At 58.8% G+C, this 19,790-nt stretch carries 17 protein-coding genes; 4 read left to right on the plus strand and 13 right to left on the minus strand.

What is annotated here, in order from left to right; genetic code table 11:
• Positions 1-303: 303 nt before the first annotated feature.
• On the minus strand, positions 304-1,677 hold the full coding sequence (locus FFB58_RS13810; protein ID WP_138370203.1) for a PTS transporter subunit EIIC: 1,374 nt from the start codon (positions 1,675-1,677) through the stop codon (positions 304-306).
• 274 nt (positions 1,678-1,951) lie between these two features.
• On the opposite strand from FFB58_RS13810, the gene FFB58_RS13815 reads away from it, so the two are divergent.
• Positions 1,952-3,151, plus strand: a complete 1,200-nt coding sequence (locus FFB58_RS13815) for an enolase C-terminal domain-like protein (protein ID WP_138370204.1) — start codon at positions 1,952-1,954, stop codon at positions 3,149-3,151.
• Here FFB58_RS13815 and FFB58_RS13820 read toward each other — a convergent pair.
• On the minus strand, positions 3,139-3,858 hold the full coding sequence (locus FFB58_RS13820) for a GntR family transcriptional regulator (protein ID WP_039031828.1): 720 nt from the start codon (positions 3,856-3,858) through the stop codon (positions 3,139-3,141). The genes FFB58_RS13815 and FFB58_RS13820 overlap by 13 nt on opposite strands.
• Before the next feature lie 67 nt (positions 3,859-3,925).
• The gene (locus tag FFB58_RS13825) at positions 3,926-4,765 is read right to left on the minus strand and encodes an alpha/beta hydrolase (protein ID WP_138370205.1); all 840 of its coding nucleotides are present in this window, start codon (positions 4,763-4,765) and stop codon (positions 3,926-3,928) included.
• A gap of 187 nt (positions 4,766-4,952) precedes the next feature.
• On the opposite strand from FFB58_RS13825, the gene FFB58_RS13830 reads away from it, so the two are divergent.
• Entirely contained in the window at positions 4,953-7,943 is a 2,991-nt protein-coding gene (locus tag FFB58_RS13830; protein WP_138370206.1) for an autotransporter domain-containing protein, read from the plus strand.
• A 117-nt stretch (positions 7,944-8,060) separates the two neighbouring features.
• The gene (locus FFB58_RS13835; RefSeq protein WP_138370207.1) at positions 8,061-8,678 is read left to right on the plus strand and encodes a DUF2238 domain-containing protein; all 618 of its coding nucleotides are present in this window, start codon (positions 8,061-8,063) and stop codon (positions 8,676-8,678) included.
• Here FFB58_RS13835 and cobT read toward each other — a convergent pair.
• The 10 genes from cobT to FFB58_RS13885 form a co-directional block, all read right to left on the minus strand.
• Positions 8,662-9,711 carry a nicotinate-nucleotide--dimethylbenzimidazole phosphoribosyltransferase gene (cobT, locus tag FFB58_RS13840; RefSeq protein WP_138370208.1) on the minus strand — a complete coding sequence of 350 codons (1,050 nt, stop codon included), beginning with the start codon at positions 9,709-9,711 and terminating at the stop codon, positions 8,662-8,664. The two genes, FFB58_RS13835 and cobT, sit on opposite strands and share 17 nt — an antisense overlap.
• A gap of 8 nt (positions 9,712-9,719) precedes the next feature.
• Positions 9,720-10,319: an adenosylcobalamin/alpha-ribazole phosphatase gene (locus tag FFB58_RS13845; RefSeq protein WP_138370209.1), complete on the minus strand. Its 600-nt coding sequence runs from the start codon at positions 10,317-10,319 to the stop codon at positions 9,720-9,722.
• Between the two features lie 3 nt (positions 10,320-10,322).
• Positions 10,323-11,081, minus strand: a complete 759-nt coding sequence (gene cobS, locus FFB58_RS13850; RefSeq protein ID WP_039031823.1) for an adenosylcobinamide-GDP ribazoletransferase — start codon at positions 11,079-11,081, stop codon at positions 10,323-10,325.
• Positions 11,078-11,623, minus strand: a complete 546-nt coding sequence (cobU, locus tag FFB58_RS13855; protein ID WP_138370210.1) for a bifunctional adenosylcobinamide kinase/adenosylcobinamide-phosphate guanylyltransferase — start codon at positions 11,621-11,623, stop codon at positions 11,078-11,080. The genes cobS and cobU overlap by 4 nt, the downstream gene beginning before the upstream one ends.
• Positions 11,620-13,140 (minus strand): cobyric acid synthase, encoded by a 1,521-nt coding sequence (locus FFB58_RS13860; RefSeq protein WP_138370211.1) that lies wholly within the window; start codon positions 13,138-13,140, stop codon positions 11,620-11,622. Before FFB58_RS13860 ends, cobU begins: the two co-directional genes overlap by 4 nt.
• A gap of 70 nt (positions 13,141-13,210) precedes the next feature.
• Positions 13,211-14,188: an ABC transporter ATP-binding protein gene (locus tag FFB58_RS13865; RefSeq protein WP_138370212.1), complete on the minus strand. Its 978-nt coding sequence runs from the start codon at positions 14,186-14,188 to the stop codon at positions 13,211-13,213.
• Positions 14,185-15,162, minus strand: coding sequence for an ABC transporter ATP-binding protein (locus FFB58_RS13870; protein ID WP_039031819.1), 978 nt, complete (start codon positions 15,160-15,162; stop codon positions 14,185-14,187). Before FFB58_RS13870 ends, FFB58_RS13865 begins: the two co-directional genes overlap by 4 nt.
• Complete coding sequence (locus FFB58_RS13875) at positions 15,155-16,000, minus strand: ABC transporter permease (protein WP_138370213.1); 846 nt, start codon at positions 15,998-16,000, stop codon at positions 15,155-15,157. Before FFB58_RS13875 ends, FFB58_RS13870 begins: the two co-directional genes overlap by 8 nt.
• A 6-nt stretch (positions 16,001-16,006) precedes the next feature.
• Positions 16,007-16,960, minus strand: coding sequence for an ABC transporter permease (locus tag FFB58_RS13880; protein WP_039031817.1), 954 nt, complete (start codon positions 16,958-16,960; stop codon positions 16,007-16,009).
• A gap of 61 nt (positions 16,961-17,021) precedes the next feature.
• Positions 17,022-18,611, minus strand: coding sequence for an ABC transporter substrate-binding protein (locus tag FFB58_RS13885; protein ID WP_138370214.1), 1,590 nt, complete (start codon positions 18,609-18,611; stop codon positions 17,022-17,024).
• 257 nt (positions 18,612-18,868) lie between these two features.
• Here FFB58_RS13885 and yghU point away from each other — a divergent pair, with 257 nt between their 5' ends.
• A complete protein-coding gene (yghU, locus tag FFB58_RS13890; protein ID WP_039031813.1) occupies positions 18,869-19,738 on the plus strand; it encodes a glutathione-dependent disulfide-bond oxidoreductase in 870 nt (289 codons plus the stop codon).
• The last annotated feature ends 52 nt before the right edge of the window (positions 19,739-19,790 follow it).

The following is a 19,790-nucleotide window of genomic DNA, read 5'->3' on the forward strand; positions in this document are numbered from 1 at the left end:
CGCGGCTTTCGCTCACCGTTGCGAGGTGGCGTATATTACGCCTTCCTCATTCAGAGTCAAGCGATTATTTTCACGCTTTTCTCCTCAACCGGCCCGGCTGTTTGTGTGAAGTGATTCACATCTGCCGTGTCGATGGAGGCGCATTATAGGGAGTTCTCTTCAGGCCGCAACCCTTAAATGACAGAAAAATGACTGACTGCTGCATTCCCCAGCAAAACCCCGCCTTATACCTGTTTACACACAGACTTATCCACAACCACCGTGATATTAGCCGCTGCGCAGGCGGTGAGACGGGGTTCTGAATCATTCGGAGGCTTGCTCTTTTCCTACCAGAACGGTGGTCAGCATAAAGGACAACACCAGTGATATCGCCACGCCTGCCAGGGCGAAGACAAAGTACGGGCCTATATAAGCAGGCAAGCTGAAGATGCTCGACAAGATATAGCCATAAAGACGCACGCCGAAGAAGGCGATGAAGGCAGACGCGAGGGAGCTGGCTACCGTCGCCGCAATGAACGCTTTTTTGTAGCGCGTCAGTACCCCAAAGAGTGCCGGCTCGGTAATGCCCAGCAGCGCAGAGATGGCCGCCGACAGCGTGACGGTCTTCTCCTGACGATTACGGCTCAGGCGCCAGATAGCAAACGTCGCCCCCGCAATCGCCATATTGGCCATAAACATCATCGGCATCAGCATGTCGTAGCCACGGTCGCTGAAGTTCTGCAGGGCGATGGGCGTCATCGCGTGGTGCATCCCGGTCAGGATCGCCACTGGACGGATGGCCCCAACAATGAACCCGGCAAAACTGGCCGACACACCAAACAGCCCTTCTATAAAGAAGGCGAGTCCTTTACCCAGCCAGATGCCGATGGGGCCGATCACCACCAGCGCCCCCAGCGCACCTATAAAGAGGGTGAGCGTGGGCGTAAATACGGTTTTGAGCACATCCGGCATAATGCTGTCGACCCAGCGATGGATATAGCTCAGTGCCAGCACCGAGAAAATCACCGGAATCACGCTCGAAGCATAGTTAAAGACGGATACCGGGATCGCATTCATTAACCAGAGGGCACTCACCGCACCTTCCTGATGTGTCGCCAGCGCTTTCGCCGCTTCTATTAAGGAGGGATACATCAGACAGGCAGCAACCGCTGCGGCGAGATACTCATTCGTTTTAAAAATCTTCGCCGCCGACACCGCAAGAAAGAACGGCAGGAAATAAAAGACGCCGCTGGCGATAAGGTCTATCACCATAACGGTATCGCTTTTTGCCGACACCACCTTAAGCGCGATGAGCCCAGCCAGCAGGCCCTTGATCATCCCAGCCCCGGCAATGGCCGGTACAATCGGACCAAATACGCCCGATACGGTATCCATAAAGAGAGAGACCAGGCTTTTACGCCCCTTTTTTGCCGTTGGTGCATTACTGGCATCCTGACCTAGCACGCTGAGCATTTGCTCGTACCAGCTGTTAACCTTGGGACCGATAATCACCTGAAACTGATCGCTCTGGAGTTGTGCCCCCAGCACACCGGGCACATTTTTGATCGCGTTTTGATCCACTTTATTATCGTCGATTAAATCAAACCGCAGCCGCGTCATGCAGTGCCAGACCTTATTAATATTCCCCTGCCCGCCAACCAGACGAATAATATTATTGATGGCTTCTTGCGTCCCCATAAAGACTCCTGCCTTTATTGTTGTCGTTTTATTGATGCGGTGAGCATAAATAAACCACAACAACAAAACAAACCAATAAAATTTGAAGTCGCTCACAATCAGCCTGCATAAGAGAAAAAAACTGTAGATAACGCAAAATTGGTACGGTTTTTAATTAAAATAAAACCAAATAACTGACCAAAATAAATAATAAAAAAAACCATTTACCCGCCAACATTTTTGGGGTGATGATATTCCCATTCTGTATTTCCACAGCGCAGCAAAGGAGTTTCTCGTGACGCCTGTGATTATCAAAAATATCGAGTGTTTTATTACCCGCCCGGACCGACATAACCTGGTAACCGTGCGCGTCACAACGGAGCAAGGGCCTGTCGGACACGGCTGTGCCACCTTCCAGCAGCGTCCTCTGGCAGTTAAAACACTTGTTGATGAGTACCTTAAACCGCTGCTGATCGGCCGGGATGCTAACAACATCGAAGATCTGTGGCAGATGATGAACGTCAACGCCTACTGGCGTAACGGTCCGGTGATGAATAATGCCATCTCCGGCGTAGATATGGCCCTGTGGGATATCAAAGGAAAACTGGCTGGCATGCCGCTGTATCAGCTGTTGGGCGGGAAATCCCGTGATGCGATCCCCGCTTACAGCCACGCCAGCGGCGAGACGCTGGAAGAGCTGTTTGCCTCGGTCGATAAACTGGTGGCGCAGGGTTATCGACATATCCGCTGCCAGCTCGGTTTTTACGGCGGCACGCCGTCGGCCCTGCACGCCCCGGAGAATCCAACGGCAGGTGCGTGGTTCGATCAGCATGAATATATGAGCAATACCGTGGAGATGTTCCGCGCCCTGCGCGAGAAATATGGCTGGAAGCTCCAGCTCTTACACGATGTGCACGAGCGCCTGTTCCCCCAGCAGGCGGTGCTGCTGGCCAAACAGCTGGAGCCTTATCAGCCCTATTTTATCGAAGATATTTTGCCGCCCCAGCAGAGCGCCTGGCTGGAACAGGTTCGTCAGCAAAGCTGCGTCCCGCTGGCGATGGGGGAGTTATTCAATAATCCGGCGGAGTGGCACGACTTGATCGTAAATCGTCGTATCGACTTTATTCGCTGTCATGTTTCGCAGATCGGCGGTATTACCCCCGCGCTTAAGCTGGCGCATTTATGCCAGGCCTTTGGCGTGCGCCTTGCCTGGCATGGCCCCGGCGATATGACCCCGATCGGCGTGGCGGTAAATACGCACCTGAATATTCATCTGCACAATGCCGCCATTCAGGAGTTTATCCCCCGCTCAGCCACGACCGACAGCGTGTTTCCCGGCGCGCCTGAGGTGAAGGACGGGTTTGTCTACCCGCCGGCCGCACCAGGCATCGGCACCGGCTTTAATGAAGAGCAGGCCCTGGCGTATCCGGTGGTTTATCGCCCGCACGAGTGGACGCAAAGCCGCCTGCCGGACGGCACCATTCATACGCCCTGATTTTGCCGCCAGGCTAAATTATCGCGATTCCAGGGGCTGACGTAAGTGCAGGTGTAGTTGATATCAATGATGTCGCTCACCTCAAATACCCGGCCCCCCTCCAGTATTCCCCGGTTATTGATATGCATTGCCGGCCCGCCTTTTTTGCAGCCCAGCAGCACCGCCTGTTCACGGCTGACGCTGACCGCCCGGTAGGTGGTGAGCATATGGGAAATTACCAGCCCCTTACTTAATACGTACTGCTGAATAGAGCGCTCAATGACCTGTTGATTAAGATCGGGGAAATCGGCGGCGGGCATGCTGGATACCTCCAGCTGTACGGGCTGGTCATCGACATAGCGCAGACGACAAAAGTGCCAGATAAAACTCTCTTCATCGATACCGAAGATCTGCTGTACCGCGCGGTCGGGCCGCGTTTTATGCAGGCTGATCATCCGGTAGCGCATCTGGTCGAATCGCTTTTCCGTGATCGAGTTGTAGATCAGCGGGTTATTGCGGGCGTGCTCGTTGATCCAGATACCCGACCCCTGAACTATCCGCACCACGCCAATGCTCACCAGCTTCTCCAGCGCCTGGCGGATAGTGAAACGTGACACGCCATACTCTTCAGCAAGCTGCCTTTCAGGGGGAAGTTTGCGTGGCCCCGCCGTGGTGTCCTGATAGATTTTGCTCAGCAGATCCTGAGTCACAAACTCTTTCTTTTTCATTATTCGATCCTGAAATCCTTCAACCGTCGCCGGGGTGCGTAAGGGTAACATTTTGCGATCGGTTTATTCAGCATCCCGGCAAACCTTGCGCCAGCAGTTGCGGCCAGACGTTAGCCCAGTCCGAGCCATGCGCCATTCCGCCGATCGTTTCTACCCGTGTGCAATTCTCCCCCACCGCCTGCTGAAACCGCCTGGCAACGGCGGGCGGCACGGTAGTGTCATCCCCACCGCTGAAGTGGATCTGCGGCAGACTGCGAAGCGCCGGGGCACTTTCAATGGCGCTCTTAGCCGCGGGCATCGGAGTGACATGATGCAGGGCGTTCACATACGCAATGTCGAGATTCCCCGCCACCGTGCGCAGGGAGCGCACATCGCTCCGCCGTGCCGCCAGCAGCGCGGCAATATTTCCGCCCCCGGAGTAGCCAATCAGATCGATTTTCACCCCGGGATAACGCTGTACAGCCCGGTTAAGCGCCGCGTTCATGGCGTCGATAACCGCAGGTGAGAAGCGATCCTGAGTCCAGATATTGACGCTGCAACGGGCCGGCAGAGGTGCTCCGATAAACTGACAGGGCCGGGCCAGATAAAGCACGCTGGCGTGTTTATCCGCTGCCGCCAGCTTCAGGCCGACGGGATTACGCGGCGTCGGGTTATCGGATGGCGTGGTGCGGTTTTTCCAGGCAAAGCCATCCCCCTCGATATAGACATGCAGCGTGTTAACCGGCGGCACGATCCGATGCCAGCCGACAATCGGGTAGGGATCTGAGTCAAATTTTTCACTGGTAAGACCACTATGAGCGGCGATCTGCTGCGCGGCGGTGTTGGGATCGACGGAAATACACCCGCTCAATAATAAAGACAAACTAATCAATAAGGTTCCCTGCAAAAGGTGAGGATATATCCTCATGCCGCCACCAGCCTTAACTCAAATTATAAACATCACAAAAAATGTGGAATTAATTCAGCCTGAAATAATTAAGCATCCCTTATTGTTTTCGGCAACAAATTGTATATTCTGCGCCCGAAGATATCGGATTAATCCGAAGAAATCGCCCCAGCATTTTGCACAACATCGCAACTTATGACGGAATACCATGGAAAAGAAACGCCTTAGCCAGCTGATCTCCCTGCTGGTTGCCTCAAGCGCTGCGCAAGCCTTCGCAACGTCTCCCGAGTTAATTATCGACACGCCGACGAGTAATGTTCAGATCGCCGATTCAAAAGAGCTGGTGCACATCACGCAGGCGGGAAGCATTACAGGTACCCCTACCACCGCCTTAACCCTGAACGCGGACGTTACTGTAACCACACTTACCAATGACGGGATCATTAACGGTAGCGTTGATAACCCATTATCAGGAAACGACAATATTGTTCAGATTAATGGAACAGTAGGTACGCTTAACAATAACGGCACCATCTCCAGCCTGAGCCAGTACCAAAATGGCAGCGTCGTGGCGGTGGGTGCAACGGGCGTGGTTGATACCTTCACCAACAGCGGCACCCTTGAGAGCATGCCGGGTTCTTACAGCATCTTCGGGTTTAATAACACCGGGACGCTGAGCAATGCCGGGACTATCGGCACCCTGACCAATACCGCAGATGGCAAGATTGTAGGCTATCGCGGCATCAACAATCTGGGCACCATTGATAACCTGACCAACGCTGGCCTGATCTCTTCCGTGAACAATGAGAACGGCATGTACGTTGGGCAGAAAAGCGCCATTTTTAACAGCGGCACGATTGGCACGCTGCATAACACCGGAACCATTGAAGGCGGCACGACCGACTATTACGGCACCTCCGCTATCATTAACCAGGGCGTCATCAACACCCTCGTCAATGACGATAAAATCAACGGCAGCTCCTACGGCATTATCAACTCCGGCACCCTCGGCACCCTTGAAAATAACGGTACCATCACCGCCAATGACACCGCTGTGTACAACAACAGCAGCAACAGCAAGATTGGCACCATCGAGAATAATGGTGAAATCTCAGGTAACTGGAGCGGGATCTACATCTGGAATTACAACAACCAGGGCAACACCGAGATCGTCAACAACGGTCAACTAAGCGGTGGCGGCTATGCCCTGTTTGTAAACGGCAATAACAGCGACACGGTGACCCTCAATAATACCGGCACCGTGACCGGTGATATCTACTCCACCAGCGCGACGCCATTAACCATTAACGGCGGCGCCAACATGGGTACCCTGACCGGCCTCGACGGCGCGACGGGCACTATTACCGCCTCCAACGTGACATTCGGCAGCGGCGCCCTGCTGCTCAACGACAACATCAGTACCTTTAGCAGCATCCCCGAGTATGGCCTGATGTCAGTGCAGATGAGCGACGAAGTGGAAGTGACGCCCGGCATCGTGCTGAACGAAGCCGCGTCCCTGCAGGTGAATAACAGCCTCAACATCCTGGGCGATTACCACCAGAAAGCGGCCGCCACGCTGATCTCCGGCGTCTCCGATCTGGCCGTGGCTGGCGGCGATCTGCTTGCCGACGCGGGCTATGGTCGTCTGAACGTCAGCGGCAACGCCACTATCGACGCGGGCTCCAGCATCAATCTGCTGCGTACCGGCAACACCTATCAGTTCGCCGAAGGGCAGCGTTACGTGGTGATCAATGCCGCAGGTGCGCAGACCGACTATCACGCTGACCAGCTGAACTACAAAGCGCTCGGCTACCGTGGCACTGTTAACGGCACCGTCTATGAAGACGCCCAGAGCAAAGCGCTGGTGTTAACCCTGGGCGCAGAGCCGGTCACTCCCGATCCGGTAGAGCCGCAGCCTGAACCTCAGCCTGAGCCGACACCAGAAGTCACTCCGCCGGTGGTCACAGAACCGGAAGTCACCCCGCCGGTGGTGACAACGCCAGTGCAGCCGACGCAGCCTGCGCCATCACAGCCAGCCCCTGCCCAGCCGGGCAAGCAGGGTTATGCCACTATCCCAAGCGCCACCGCTTCACTCGGCGGCCTGGCGAGCTATTCCGGTATCGCCTCTCCGGAGCTGCTGAACCTGTATAACGCCTCGCTGGCGATTGAAGGTAAAAAAGAGGCGAACCGCGTTGGCGAGCGTCTCTCTACCAGCCAGAACCTCAACACCAGTTCAGCGGCAACCGTTGCCACCTCTACTGCTCAGGCCGTAGTGGGTGCTCACATCGATGCCGTTCGTAACCCGCAAGCCTCCGGCGTCAGCGGGGTAGCAACCGGTGACGACTACGCGGATAACTGGATCGTCTGGGGACAGCCGTTCGGCGGCTATGCCCGTCAGGACAGCAGCGACGACGTGAGCGGTTACTCAGCGAAATTTGGCGGCCTGATCATCGGTGCCGACCGCGCGCTGGGCGACGACTGGCGTCTGGGTGCGGCGCTGAACTACAGCAACACCTCCGTGCATGGTAAAGACAACCTGAGCGGCAACAACTCCACCGCCGACAACTACGGGGTGATTGGTTACGCGGGCTACACCGGAAATCCTTGGTACCTGAACCTCTCCGCGGGCCTGAACCGTCAGAACTACAGCTCGGTTCGCCGGGCAGATTTCACCGGCTTCTCCGGCGCGGCCCACGGCAAGTTCAACGGTCAGTCCGTTACCCTGCAAGGTGAGTTTGGCTACCCGATCGCGCTGCCAGCCAATGTGGTCCTGACTCCGCTGGCGGGCCTGACCTACGGCTATCAGCATGTGGACGGCTACAGCGAAACCGGCGGCAACGGTATGGCGCTGGATGTGAGCAGCACCCACAGCCAGTCGGTCGTGAGCGATATCGGTGCCCGCATCGAGAAGACCTTCGCTACCGGTCTGGGTAACCTGACGCCATTCGCCCAGGTCTCGTGGATCCACCAGTACGATAACCGTCAGGTCAGCAGCCATGCGACCTACGCCGCCGACGCCATCGGTGAAACCAGCTTTATCACCAAAGGTGCTTCACCGGTGGAAGATATGGCTGGCATCGCCATCGGCAGCACGCTTTACGACGCCAACGACCTGAGCTTCGACGCACGTTACGATCTGCAGGCCGGCGACCGTTACCAGGCGCACACCTTCAGCCTGCGTTTACGCAAGTCGTTCTGATTGTTATAAACGATCAACGGGGCCCACAGCGGCCCCGTTTTTTTATGCCCGGCGTAAAATGTTGTGTTTTTCGCCGGGCAGATCGATAGTGTCTGTTTTACTAAACACTTAAATAACATGACACAATCCGCTCTCTCCTCTGCATTAAAGGTCGGCGCGCTGCTTCTGCTGCTGATCCTCATTTATACCGGCCTGTATACCCAGGACCGCATCACCTGGCTGATGGAAGTGACCCCCGTCATCATCATCGTGCCGCTGCTGCTGGCCACTCAACGCCGCTACCCGCTGACGCCCCTGCTCTACTTCCTGATTTTCTGGCACGCCATCATCCTGATGGTGGGCGGAATGTACACCTACGCCAAAGTGCCCGTGGGCTTTGCGGTGCAGGATATGTTCCACCTGAGCCGCAACCCGTACGACAAGCTGGGGCACTTTTTCCAGGGGCTGGTCCCGGCGCTGGCGGCACGGGAGATCCTGGTGCGCGGCGGCTACGTCAGGGGCAATAAGATGACGGGCTTTCTGGTGTGCTGCGTGGCGCTGGCGATCAGTGCCACCTACGAGCTAATCGAATGGTGGGCGGCGCTGGCTATGGGGCAAGGCGCGGATGATTTCCTCGGCACCCAGGGCGATCAGTGGGACACCCAGTCGGATATGTTCTGCGCCCTGCTCGGCGCGCTCACCACCGTGCTGCTGCTGGGAAGATGGCATCAGCGCCAGCTTACGCCTTCAGGCTGATCCCGCTCTCTGCCAGCACGCCCATTTCGCAATACATGGCCCCGGCGGCGCTGACGATCGACATCGCCAGCGCTGCCCCGCTCCCTTCGCCGAGACGCAGATCCAGGTAGAGATAGGGGGTTAAGCCGAGGTGTTCCAGCGCCCGTTGGGACCCTTTTTCCGCCGAGAAATGCGACGGAATGCAGTAGTTTTTCACCTCAGGCGCAATCTGGCAGGCGGCTATTGCCGCGGCATAGGAGAGAAAACCGTCCAGCACTACCGGCAGCCCGCAGGCTCCCGCCCCGAGGATCACGCCGGTCATCCCCACCAGGTCGTAGCCGCCCACTTTCGCCAGCACGTCGATGGCATCGGCAGGGTTGGGCTGATTCACGTCAATGGCCTGACGCACCATCGCCTCTTTATGCGCCATCCGCTCCGCCGGCAGGTTCGCGCCGATACCCACGATCTCATGGGGATCGCAGCCGCACAGCACGCTGATAATGGCCGACGCGGGCGTGGTGTTGGCCATACCGAGCTCGCCGGTGCCAAATACCGCAATCCCCTCTGCCGCACGCGTTTGCACCAGCTGTGCGCTACGCAGCAGCAGGTGCTCCGCCTCAGAGCGGCTCATCGCCGGGCCACGGGCGATGTTGCCGCTCTTGCGCCCCACCTTCAGGCTCAGCATTCCGTCGATGGGTTCGCAATCGATGCCGATATCCACCGGCAGCACCGAGGCACCGTTACTTTTCGCCAGCACGCAGACCCCGGAGGTGCCTTTGAGCATGTTCAGCGCCTGCAGATGGGTGACCTGCTGCGGGCTGATAGCCACCCCCTCGTCGTAAACGCCATGATCGGCGCACATCACCACGATCTCTTTTTGCAGGTTGTCGAGCCGGGTTAACCCCGGCATCCCCGCCAGCTGGATCGCCAGCGTCTCGAGGCGGCCCAGGCTGTTGAGCGGCTTCACTAAGCCATCGATATGTGCCGCTGCCAGCGCCTGTTTGTGCTGATCCAACGGCCGAATGGCGGCCACCAGGTCCTGTATTGTCTGCATGCTTGTTCTCATTCTTCTGCCTGGAAAGGGCTGCGGTCGTTAAAAACGCGTAACACCATAAACCCGTCGCGATTTTCTACCATCGTGTACGCATCCTGCTTAAACGGGAAATGCCATAACGATTCTGTCGGCATGCGTAACCAGTGGGCCAGCAGCAGGCTGAGCACCCCCTGATGCGCCACGATCAGCATATCCCCCGGCTCCCTGCGCAGGGCTAACTCTTCCGCCACCGCCTTCACCCGTTCGGCAAAGTGGATAAACGGCTCACCCTCGGTCGGAGTGGCGTTTTGCCAGTCATCTATCCAGCGCTGCCAGGCTTCCGGCTCCTCTTCGGCGATGTCGCTGAAATGGCGCATCTCCCAGCGGCCAAAATCCATCTCGTTCAGCCGGGGATCGAACCCGGTGATGGGGACGATCAGCTCGGCAGTCTGCTGGGCGCGCGTGAGCTGGCTGGAAAGCACCTGGCTGAAAGCGACCTCCGCCAGCAAACCGGCCACGCGGGTGCTCTGCTCAATGCCGAGCGGGGTCAGGGGAACATCGGTGCTACCGTAGAACAGGCCGCTTGCGTTAGCGGCGGTCTGCCCGTGACGAACCAGAAAAATTCGCATGCGTTACACCCACAGTAAGGCCAGCAGAAACACCATCTCGGCGGTCTCTGCCAGCGCACCCAGCGTGTCGCCGGTCTGCCCGCCCAGACGACGGCGGATAGAGTGCACCAGCGCGTAGCTCACGACGTAAGTGACCAGGATGGCCGCCAGCCCGTGGATGCCGGCGATCAGCCCCACGGCGATTGCCCCGGCCAGCAGCGTGAGCGCCGTTTTTCGCAAGCCCACCTGGCCGATATAGAGACTGCCCATCCCTTCCCCCTCGCGGGCGTAGCGCTGGCCGTACATCCCCAGCACCAGCACGGCGCGCCCGGCAATGGGGGCGCACACCAGCAGCGAGAACCACTCCTTCAGCGGAAGCTGCGCCAGGGTAAAGACCGCGCAGACCTTAATCAGAATGGAGAAGACCAGCGCCAGGCCGCCAAAGGTGCCGAGCCGACTGTCCTTCATGATCTCGAGCATCCGCTCCCGGGTGCGGGCGGAGAAGATGCCGTCGCAGGTATCGGCCAGCCCGTCCAGATGGAACCCGCCGGTCAGCAGCACCAGCGCCAGCACGTATGCCGCGGCAGCGATGTAGATACCGCCCCCGGTCTGGTTCACCACCACCGCCACCAGCCCGGCCAGCACGCCAATGATGGCGCCAATCAGCACAAACCACGGCACCCCACGGGCAAGCTGGCGAAACTCCACCCCGTCGGCCCATTTTTCCGGCACCGGAATACGTGACATCAGGCGCAGCGTCGCCCATAGCATCGCTAAGTTCATTTGATTTTCACTCCAATCCCTGAGACCACCAGCCAGACCTCTTCTGCCGCCCGGGCCAGTTTTTGATTCGCTCGTCCGGCGATGTCGACAAAATGCCGCGCCAGACGGTTTTCCGGGGTGATGCTCATCCCCAGTTCGTTAGTGACGATATAGACCGGGGCGCGGGTTTGCTGGCAGGCGGTAATCAGGGCGTCGATCTGCTGCTGCAACCCATTCTCCAGCGCGTCAAAATCCAGCGTATCGGGATCGGCTCCGCCGGAAGCGTCGTACAGCAGGTTCGCCAGCAGGGTGGTGATGCACTCGATCACCACCGCTTCGCCCGGCTGCACCTGCTGGCGGATAACCGCATCCAGATCGCGATAACACTCCAGCGTGCGCCAGTGAGCTGGCCGCTGGGCGCGATGCCGGGCGATACGCGCCGCCATTTCATCATCGGTAACGGTGGAGGTGGCGATATATAACACCTGTGAATACTGGCGGGCGACCAGCCCCTCAACGTGGGCGCTCTTACCGCTGCGCGCCCCACCGGTCACAACAATCATTCCCTGCACTCCTGATGCTCACGCATGATCTGATAAATCTTGGCCATATCAATGTGCTGGCGCATGGTCTGCGCCAGCCGGTCAAACTGCTGTGCTTTATAGCTGGCGTATTGTGGCGCGGATCCGAGAGGAAGTAACCCCTTCCGTGCCCGCAGGCTGTCCACCAGCGTGCGGGTGAACGTATCGTTGTCGAACAGGCCGTGCAGATAGGTGCCCCACACCAGCCCGTCGTCGCTCACGGCGCCGTCGGCCACCGCAGGTTCTTTTTGCAGCCACAGCGCCGGTTGCGCGCCCTCGGCCAGCGTGGTTTGCCCCATGTGGATCTCGTAACCCTGAAGCGTCATCCCGGCAAGCGGTGCCAGCCAGCCCGGCAGCGTTGCGGCCATTTGCGCGCTGACCTGGGTGGTGGTTTTATGCGGGGCAAACCGGGTGACGGTATTGAGCAGCCCCAGCCCCGGCATGCGCCCGAGGCCGGATTCGATTTCGTCAATCAGGGTATCGCCCAGCATCTGATACCCGCCGCAGATACCCAGCAGCGGCACGCCGTCGCGGTGTCGTTGCAGCAGGGCGTGGGCCATGGCGCTTTCGCGCAGCCAGTTCAGATCGTGAAGGGTGTTTTTGCTCCCGGGCAGGATCAGCAGGTCGGCGCCCGCCAGTTCTTCAGGCTGGCTGACGTAGCGCACCCGCACATCCGGCTGCGCTGACAGCGCATTAAAATCGGTGAAGTTGGCGATATGGGGTAAGTGCACCACCGCGATGTCGATATCGCGATCCTGGGACTGGCGCGCGCTGCCCCGCTGGAGCGCCACGCCATCCTCCTCCTCCAGGTCGAGATCCAGCCACGGCATCACCCCCAGTACCGGTACGCCGGTGAGGGACTCAATCTGCTGTAACCCGGAATAAAGGAGCGCCACATCGCCGCGAAATTTGTTGATGATGACCCCTTTGACCCGCCAGCGCTCGTGATCCTGCAACAGCGCCAGGGTGCCGTAGATGGCGGCAAACACCCCGCCGCGATCGATATCGGCCACCAGGATCACCGGGCATCCGGCGAGCTCCGCCATTCCCATGTTAGCGATATCCCGATCGCGCAGGTTGATCTCCGCCGGGCTCCCGGCCCCTTCCAGCACCAGGATGTCATACTCCTGCGCCAGGCTCTGATACACCCCGGCGATCTGCTCGCGCAGACGCGGCTTGAAGTCGTGATAGCGGGCGGCATCCATATTGCTTGCCACCTCGCCCATCAGCACCACCTGGGCCTGACTGCCCGCGGCGGGTTTGAGCAGAACGGGGTTCATGCGCACATCCGGCACAATCCCGGCGGCTTCGGCCTGCATGATCTGCGCCCGGCCCATCTCTTTGCCGTCCGGGGTGATCCCGGAGTTGAGCGCCATGTTTTGCGATTTAAAGGGGGCAGTGCGCCAGCCATCCTGATAAAAAATGCGGCACAGGCCCGCGGCCAGCACGCTTTTACCCACGTCGGACGCGGTTCCCTGCAGCATTATTGCCTGAGTCATGCACTCTCCTGTTTATAAAGCCCCGATAGCGCGACGCGTGCGAATCGGCATACTGTTTCACGGCGCGGGCTCACACCTTAAACAACCAACAGGCCGCGAAATGGCCGGGGGCGATCTCCTGCATCGCAGGCACTTCGCGGCGACATAGCGGCATCACGTGCGGGCATCGGCTGCAAAACTTACATCCGGGGAGCACCGAGGTTGGGCCTGGGATCTCCCCGCGCAACGTCGCCTGCTCAAGGTTACGAATGCGGGGATCGGGCTGCGGCACCGAGGCCAGCAGCGCCCGGGTATAGGGGTGCGCCGGATGTTGATACAACGCGTTCGCGGGTGCCACCTCCACCAGCTTGCCGAGATACATCACCCCGATGCGGGTCGAGATATGCCGCACCATCGACAGGTCGTGGGCGATAAACAGGTAGGTCAGCCCCAGCTCCTGCTGCAGATCCTGCAAAATGTTCACCACCTGGGCCTGCACGGAAACATCCAGCGCCGACAGCGGCTCATCGCACAATACAAACTCCGGGCGCACCGACAGGGCGCGGGCGATGCTGATCCGCTGGCGCTGGCCGCCGCTGAACTCGTGCGGGAAACGCTGCAAATGTTCCTGCTTGAGCCCCACTTTATAGAGCAGGGTTTCGGTACGCTCCCGCTGCTCCTCCCGGCTGTAGCCGTGGATCTGCATCGGTTCCGCCACCAGCTGCTGCACCGTCATCCCCGGGTTCAGCGAGGAGTACGGATCCTGGAAGATCGCCTGCATCCGCTTGCGCAGCGGCTTGAGCTGTTTTTCGCTGGCCCTGGCAATCTCCTGCCCGGCAAAGTGGATCTCGCCGGAGGTGATATCAAACAGCCGCAGAATGGCGCGCCCGAGGGTCGATTTACCGCAGCCGGACTCCCCCACCAGGCCAAAGGTCTCGCCCGGCTGGATGTCAAAACTGACGCCATCCACCGCTTTCACCGCCACCCCTTTGCGCAGCAGACCGCCGTTGAGGGTGAAGTGTTTATGCAGATCCCGCACGCTCACCAGCGGGGCGTGTTGTTCACTCATGGCTGAACCTCCTTATCGGCCAGCAGCCAGCAGGCGGCGCGATGCCCCGGATCGGGGCGATAAAACGGGGGCTGACGCTCGCACTGGGGCATCCGCTTCGGACAGCGTTCGGCAAACGGGCAGCCGGGGGGTGGATCCAGCAGCCCCGGCGGCGACCCTTCAATGGGCGACAGGCGATGGCTGGTCTGCTCCGGGTGCGGCAGCGATGCCAGCAAACCCTGAGTATAGGGATGCGCCGGGCGATAAAAGATATCCTCCACGCTGCCCTCCTCCATCACCAGCCCACCGTACATCACCACTACGCGGCTGCACACCTGCGCCACCACGCCCAGATCGTGGGTGATCAGCAGGATAGCGGTATGGGTTTTCTGCTGCAGGCTTTTCAGCAGACGCAGGATCTGCGCCTGAATAGTGACATCCAGCGCGGTGGTGGGCTCATCGGCGATCAGCAGCTGCGGATCGCACGAGAGCGCGATAGCGATCATCACCCGCTGGCGCATGCCGCCGCTGAACTCGTGGGGATACTGCCCGTAGCGGCGCTCCGCCTCGGCGATGCCCACCTGCTCCAGCATGGCGATACTCGCCGCCTTCGCCGCTCTCTTATTTAAGCCTTTATTGCGCATCAGGATCTCGGACATCTGCCTGCCGATGGTCACCACCGGGTTAAGGGCGGTCATCGGATCCTGGAAAATCATCGCGATCTGGTTCCCGCGAATAGCACGCATCTGCTCCGGGGTTTTCTGCGCCAGATCGTCATTGTTAAAGCGGATCTGCCCGCCGGTGATGCGCCCGTTGCTGCCCAGAAGCTGAATGATCGACTTGCAGGTGACGCTTTTACCGCAGCCGGATTCGCCCACAATGCCCACCAGCTCGCCCGGCTTCACGTGGAAGCTCACCCCGCGCACCGCGTGGACATCGCCATCGCGGGTGCGGAAGGTGGTTTGCAGGTTATCGAGTTCGAGTAAGTTACTCATCACGGTTCGCTCCCGGCTCAAAGGCGGTGCGGAACACGTCGCCCAACACGTTAAAGCTGAACACCGTCAGCAGGATCAGAATGCCCGGGAACATCGCCAGCCAGGAGGCCTCGCCGATATACGACTGGGCGTTGTTAAGCATGCTGCCCCAGGACGCGGCAGGCGCCTGCACGCCAAGGCCGAGAAAGCTGAGGGTCGACTCCATCAGAATTGCCGAGGCGATATTCAGCGTAGCGGCGACGATAATGGTCGGCAGCACGCCGGGGATGATGTGGCGCAGGATGATCCGCAGCGGGTGTTCCCCCGAGGCGCGGGCGTAGAGCACATACTCGCGCTCCTTAACCGACAGGGTTTCGGCCCGCACCAGCCGGGACATGTTCATCCACGTCAGCAGGCTGATGATCATGATGATGTTATCCACGCCGGGCTTCAGGTAGGCGTTGAGCACCAGCAGCAGAAAGAAGGCCGGGATCGCCATCAGGATATCCACCGCGCGCATCATCAGGTTATCCAGCCAGCCGCCGAAGTAGCCGCTCAGGGTGCCAACAAGCGTGCCGATCAGGGTGGAGAAGACCATCGCCAGACAGCCCACCATCAGCGAAATCTGCCCGCCGTAGAGGGCGCGGGTGAAGTAGTCGCGTCCGTACTCGTCGGTGCCGAACCAGTGGGCGGCGTCGGGAGGCAGGGTGCGCGCCCCCAGCGCCATCTGGTCCGGATCGTAAGGACTTAAGCCCGCACAGAGCGCGGCGACGATAAAAATAAAGAGTACAAACAGAGAGAACTGCGCCGGACGATTGCGGCGCAGCTGGTGTCGAACCTGTTGCCAGCGTCTGCTCATCCGGGGTTACCTCAGGGTGCGAATACGGGGATCGGCGAAGCGATAGAGCACATCGGCGATCAGGTTACCGACGATCAGCATCAGCGACGACAGCATGATGATGGCCATGATCAGCGGGTAGTCGAGGGAGGTGATCGACTGGATCCCCAGCAGCCCCATGCCCGGCCACGAGAAGACGCTTTCGGTGACGTAGGCTCCCACCACCAGCTCGCCAAACGACAGGCCGAACAGGGTGATCACCGGCAGCAGCACGTTTTTCAGCACGTGGCGGAACAGGATGCTGGTGCGCGTCGCCCCGTAGGCCAGCTGGGTCTGCACGTAGTCGGCGGAGAGCTGGGAGATGGTGTTGGAGCGGATGTAGCGCACGTAGCTGGAGAGGTTATAGAAGGTGAGCGCGATGCACGGCAGCACGCCGTGGCGCACCACGTCCAGCCAGTTATCCTCCATGCCGATGGTGCGCATTCCCATGCTGGGGAACCAGTTGAGCTGCACGGCAAAGACGGTGATCAGCAGAATGCCAAACCAGAAGATCGGCACCGAGATACCAATATAGGCGAACAGGTTCAGAACATGATCCAGCCAGCGGTGCTTAAAGGCGCCTGCCAGCAGCCCCAGCGGAATAGCGAGGATTATCGCCATCAGCAGCGAGGCCCCCATCAGCCCAAGGGTCGCCGGAATACGCTCGGCAATCATCGTCAGCACCGGGCGGTGGTAGATCAGCGAATAGCCGAGATCGCCCTGCAGAATGTTTTTCAGCCACAGAAAATATTGCGTCACCAGCGGCTTATCCAGCCCCAGACTCTGGCGGATTCGCTCGATATCTTCGGGTGCCATGCGCGGCGTGATATAGGCCGCGACCGGATCGCCGGGGGCGAGCTTGACCAGCAGGAATGCCACCAGCGAGATAAAGAACAGCATCGGCACAAGTTGCAGCAACCGACGCGTGAGTAATGTGTTCACGACATGCCCTTACAACGACTTACCCAACAAAAAGCCCCGATCTTCCGACCGGGGCAACAGCTTATTTTTGATAGATTTTCGACAGATCCTGGAACATATACACCGGCTTCGGCTCCGCCTCTTTGGTGCCGCCGAAGCGTTTATCCACCGCGACGGTGGCGTTGGTGTAGGCGATCGGGTAGTAGGTCATGTCGTTGGCCACGGTCTGCTGGATCTGCTTGTAGATCGTCGCCCGTTTGCCGCTGTCAGTTTCCACCGCCCCTTTATCCCACAGGGCATCGAACTGCGGGTTCTTGTAGTGGGCGTAGTTGTAGGCTTCGTTGCTCATAAACAGCGATTTGTAGCCATCCGGCTCGGCACCCATGATGTAGCCGCCAAGATTCAGCTCCCAGGCGGTGTTGTTCATATCCAGGCTGCGCTGGGACATGGCGTTGGAGTCCAGCGGCATCAGCTCGACGTTAACCCCAATCCCCTTCAGCGCCTGCTGAATGTAGAGCGCCTGGCTCTCCTGGGTTTTGTTGGTGTTCACATAGGCCAGACGCAGCTTGAGGTTCTCCGGCGCGCCGGAGGCTTTCAGCAGATCTTTGGCTTTTTGCTGATCGAATTTGTACTGCTCGACGTCGTCAGTCTGGTAGAGCGTATCCGGGGTCAGGAACGAGGTGGCCGGTTTAGCGTAGTCCAGCGAGGTAAACGCGGTCTGGGTCAGCTCATCTTTATTGATGGCGTAAGCGATGGCCTGGCGCAGCTCCTTGCTCTTCATCACCGGTATGTTCTGGTTGAAGGTCATATAGGCCAGACGCCCTTCCGGGTAGACCACGAAGTCAAACTTGCCGGTGTTCTTCAGGCGCGACACGTCCTGCGGATCGACCATCTTGAGGTTAATCTCACCATTTTGCAGGGCGAGGTTGGCGGAGTTGCTGTCTTTGGCGAAACGGTAGGTCACGGAGTCGAGCTTCGCTTTACCGTTCCAGTAATCGTCGAAGCGGGTCAGGGCGTAGTACTGCCCGGCGCGATACTCTTTAAACTTGAACGGACCGGAACCGACCGGCGCATCGTTTTTGGTGCTCTTTTCCAGATCCGCTTCATTAGCAAAAACGTGCTGCGGGATCGGGTAGATCTGCACCAGGGTGCCGGTAAAGGCGGCGCTCACCTGCGGCAGGGTGAATTTCACGGTGCGATCGTCCACCTTGCTCACCGCCACCGGCTTGCCGCCGAAGGTGAACATGCTGCGGAAGAAGCTGTGCTGCTTCTCTTCCAGCAGCTTATTAAAGGTGAATACCACGTCGTCGGCGGTCAGCGGCTGGCCGTCCTGCCACTTCAGATTCGGTTTTAAGGTCAGGGTATAGCTGAGGTTATCGGCGGATGGCGTCAGGCTTTCGGCGAGACCCCATTCGATTTTGCCATCGTTAAAGCTGTAGAGCGGGGAGTATAGCGCCTGCATGATCGTCAGGGTGGTACGGTCGCTGGCATACAGCGGGTTCACCGCTAACGGGTCGCCGGAGGTGATGCCGATAATCAGGGAACCGCCCTCTTTCGGCGCATCGCTTTTGGCGGCTGGCGCCGACGCGGTCTCTTTATTTTTGGCATCATCACAGCCTGCGGCGACCAGCGCCAGGGCGACCAGAACAGCAGATACTAATGGCTTACGCATATCTCACTAACTCCTTGCCTTGAAAGTTTTTTTAACTGCTCATTTTTATTTTTCACAGATATCTGTTTGCGCATCATATTCAGCTTCCGCCGCTTTCGCATTAACAATGAAAATGCGATTTTCGATTAAGCTTATGCGGAATTTATATATATAAGCGCCAGAAGGAATAGTGCATATGCTTATGCGCTCAGTTCGTTAAACCGTTCACGGAACTCCTGCTAAACTGCCTCAACACATCCGCAAAAAGGCAGGTCAACATGTCCGACAATAACTACCAGCCAGCGAAAGTCTGGGAATGGAAGCAGAACCCCAACGGCGGCGCGTTCGCCAGCATCAACCGCCCCATCTCGGGCGCCACGCATGACAAAGAGCTGCCGGTCGGTTCGCATCCGCTGCAGCTTTACTCCCTGGGCACGCCGAACGGCCAGAAGGTAACCATTCTGCTGGAAGAGCTGCTGGCGGCGGGCGTCACCGGCGCAGAATACGACGCATGGCTGATCCGTATCGGCGAGGGGGATCAGTTCTCCAGCGGGTTTGTTGACGTGAACCCGAACTCCAAAATTCCGGCCCTGCGCGACCACTCCACCACGCCGCCAACCCGCGTGTTTGAGTCCGGCAATATCCTGCTCTATCTGGCGGAGAAATTCGGTCACTTCCTGCCAAAAGATCCGGCTGGACGGGTTGAAACCCTGAACTGGCTGTTCTGGCTGCAGGGCTCCGCCCCGTTCCTCGGCGGCGGTTTCGGCCACTTCTATCATTATGCGCCGGTGAAAATTGAGTACGCGATTGACCGCTTCACCATGGAAGCCAAACGCCTGTTCGACGTGCTGGATAAACAGCTGGCGCGGGGTCGTTACGTGGCGGGCGAGGAGTACACTATCGCCGATATCGCCATCTGGCCGTGGTTTGGCAGCGTGGCGCTGGGACAGGTCTACGGCGCGGCGGAGTTCCTGGATGCAGAGAGCTACAAGAACGTTCAGCGCTGGGCGAAGGATATCGCCAGCCGTCCGGCGGTGAAGCGCGGGCGTATCGTCAACCGCACCAACGGGGAGCTGAACGAGCAGCTTCACGAGCGCCACTCGGCGAGCGATTTTGAGACCAGTACCGAGGATAAACGACAGGGTTAAGATGTTTGCAAATGCCCGGTGGCGCTTCGCTTACCGGGCCTACGAGTCAGGT

Origin of the sequence: Enterobacter sp. MF024 (genome assembly GCF_005843915.1) — a bacterium.
Classification (GTDB): Bacteria; Pseudomonadota; Gammaproteobacteria; order Enterobacterales; family Enterobacteriaceae; genus Enterobacter; species Enterobacter barmai.